General features: G+C 71.7%; 3 protein-coding genes. 1 reads left to right on the forward strand and 2 read right to left on the reverse strand.

All coding sequences use genetic code 11. The features are described 5' to 3' along the window. Nucleotides 1-23: 23 nt before the first annotated feature. On the reverse strand, nt 24-950 hold the full coding sequence (locus I5E_RS01055; protein WP_042723447.1) for an aldo/keto reductase: 927 nt from the start codon (nt 948-950) through the stop codon (nt 24-26). Here I5E_RS01055 and I5E_RS20835 point away from each other — a divergent pair. After that, nucleotides 949-1,320 (forward strand): hypothetical protein, encoded by a 372-nt coding sequence (locus I5E_RS20835; RefSeq protein ID WP_042723446.1) that lies wholly within the window; start codon nt 949-951, stop codon nt 1,318-1,320. The two genes, I5E_RS01055 and I5E_RS20835, sit on opposite strands and share 2 nt — an antisense overlap. Here I5E_RS20835 and I5E_RS01060 read toward each other — a convergent pair. Beyond that, complete coding sequence (locus I5E_RS01060; protein ID WP_022905367.1) at nt 1,289-1,855, reverse strand: TIGR03086 family metal-binding protein; 567 nt, start codon at nt 1,853-1,855, stop codon at nt 1,289-1,291. The two genes, I5E_RS20835 and I5E_RS01060, sit on opposite strands and share 32 nt — an antisense overlap. Nucleotides 1,856-2,210: the final 355 nt, after the last annotated feature.

The following is a 2,210-nucleotide window of genomic DNA, read 5'->3' on the forward strand; positions in this document are numbered from 1 at the left end:
CTCCCGTCCCACGGGTGGGTGCGTCAGAAACCGGACGGCACCCGGGGTGTGTACGCGGATTCGAGTCGCGTGACCTCGTCGTCGGTGAGCGTGATCCGGCTCGCGGCCACGGCGTCGTCGATGTGGTGCTCCTTCGTCGCGCCGACGATGGGCGCGGAGACCGCGTCCTTCCCGGCCACCCACGCCAGGGCGATCTGGGCCATGCTCACGTCGTGTGCCTCGGCGACCTGCTGCACCGCGTCGACGATCGCGCGGTTCGCGTCCTCGTCCTGCCGGTAGAGCGTCTTGCCGAACTCGTCCGTGTTCGCCCGGCTCCCCGAGCCCTGCGCGTCCCACGGGCGCGTGAGCTTGCCGCGTGCGAGGGGGCTCCACGGGATCACGCCGACGCCGGTGTGGGCGCAGAAGGGGTGCATCTCGCGCTCCTCCTCGCGTTCGAGGAGGTTGTACTGGTCCTGCATGCTCACGAAGGGCGTCCAGCCGTGCAGCTCGGCGACGTGCTGCATCTCGGCGAACTGCCACGCCCACATGCTGCTCGCGCCGATGTACCGCGCCTTGCCGGCCTTGACGACGTCGTGCAGCGCCTCCATCGTCTCCTCGACCGGGGTGTGCGGGTCGAAGCGGTGGATCTGGTACAGGTCGACGTAGTCGGTGCCGAGGCGGGTCAGCGAGGCGTCGATCTCGTGCATGATCGCCGCCCGTGAGAGCCCGGCGCCGTTCGGGCCGGGGCGCATGCGGTTGAAGACCTTCGTGAAGACCTGGACCTCCTCGCGCGGGGCGAGTTCCTTGAGGAGCGTGCCGGTGATCTCCTCACTGCTGCCGGCGGAGTACACGTTCGCGGTGTCGAACGTCGTGATGCCGGCCTCGTAGGCGCGGCGGACGAAGGGGCGGGCCTCGTCGATGCCGACGCTCCACTCGTGGGCGCCCTTGTCGGGGTCGCCGTAGGACATCATGCCGAGGATCACGGAGCTGATCTGGAGGCCGGAGGCGCCGAGGCGGACGGTGTCCGGGCGGGGCGCGGGCGCGTCGGCGGTGGGCGCGTTGGTGTTGCGCGCGTTCGCGTCGGGCGCGTTGCCGCCGTCCGGCGCCGAGCGGGCGGTTTCCGGGGTTGCCGAGTGGGCGGTTCCAGGCGTTGCCGAGCGGGCGGTTTCCGGGGTTGCCGAGCGGGCGGTTTCCGGGGTTGCCGAGCGGGCGGATTCTGCTGCGGCGTCGGCCGCGTTCGTTCCCGAGCGGGCGGATTCGGGGCTCGCCGAGCGGGCGGATTCGGGGCTTGCCGAGCGGGCGGATTCTGTCATGCTGCCACCCTGGCATCGCGCCCTGTGACCGCGAGGAGGCGGACCTGCAGCGGCGCATCATCGTCGACGTCGACCGGGGCGGCGTAGAGGCCCGTCGCGGCGAGGTCCTCGATCTGCGGCTCGAAGTGTTCCCACACGGCCTGCACCAGTTCGTCCGGGAGGGTCTCGTCGCTGCCGGTCGCCCGCGCGAGGTCCCACGTGTGGATCGTGATGTCGCTGGTCTGCTCGGTGAGGTACTGGCCGGCGGGGACGACGTCCGTGGCGAGGTGCACCGGCGTGTCAGCGGGCGTTCGCTGCCATGCCTCGATGGCTTCGGCGGCGAACTTCGCCCACTCGGCGGCGAGGTCGGGGCCGACCGCCTCGAGGTCCGCCTCGGCCTGCGCGTAGTCGCACCCCGTCAGGAGCTTCGGGATCCACCGCTGTTCCTCGACGACGTGTCGCACGAGGTCTCTGGTGGTCCATTCGGAGTCGGGGGTCGAGGCGTCCCAATCCGTGACGGCGGCGACGCGGCGGCCGAACTCGGCTGCCGCGAGGGCCTGCAGCGCGATCCAGTCGGTGGCCATGGTGGTGCTCCTGTTCGTGGGTCCTGCGGGGTGCGGGGTGCTGCGTGCGGGGTGCTTCGTGCTCTCTCGAGTCGAGCGGGCGATCACGGTCTCGTGCGTTCCGCGCGGGCTCGTGGTGTTTCGTGTTCGCCTGCAACCGTGCTGTACGGGTTCCGATTCCCGGCGACCGGAGTGGTCGAGCGTCGGGCGCCGCAGCCTCACGCTACTGCGCACCGTGCGGCGCTGGTGGCGCGCGGCCGGGCGCGAGCGGGCGGATGCGGCGCGGCCGCGAGCGGGCCCATGCGGTGCGCCGACTCCGCCCAGCTCGACCTGCCGCTGCTGTTCCACTACGGCCGGTCCGACCTGTCCGTCGACT

This window comes from Curtobacterium sp. B18 (assembly GCF_000333375.1).
Taxonomy (GTDB): domain Bacteria; phylum Actinomycetota; class Actinomycetes; order Actinomycetales; family Microbacteriaceae; genus Curtobacterium.

What these genes read in the sequence shown, in the direction of transcription:
- I5E_RS20835 (WP_042723446.1), top strand. Translation starts at nt 949, where the DNA reads ATGCCGAGGATCACGGAGCTGATCTGGAGGCCGGAGGCGCCGAGGCGG.
- I5E_RS01055 (WP_042723447.1), bottom strand. Translation starts at nt 950, where the DNA reads ATGATGTCCTACGGCGACCCCGACAAGGGCGCCCACGAGTGGAGCGTC.
- I5E_RS01060 (WP_022905367.1), bottom strand. Translation starts at nt 1,855, where the DNA reads ATGGCCACCGACTGGATCGCGCTGCAGGCCCTCGCGGCAGCCGAGTTC.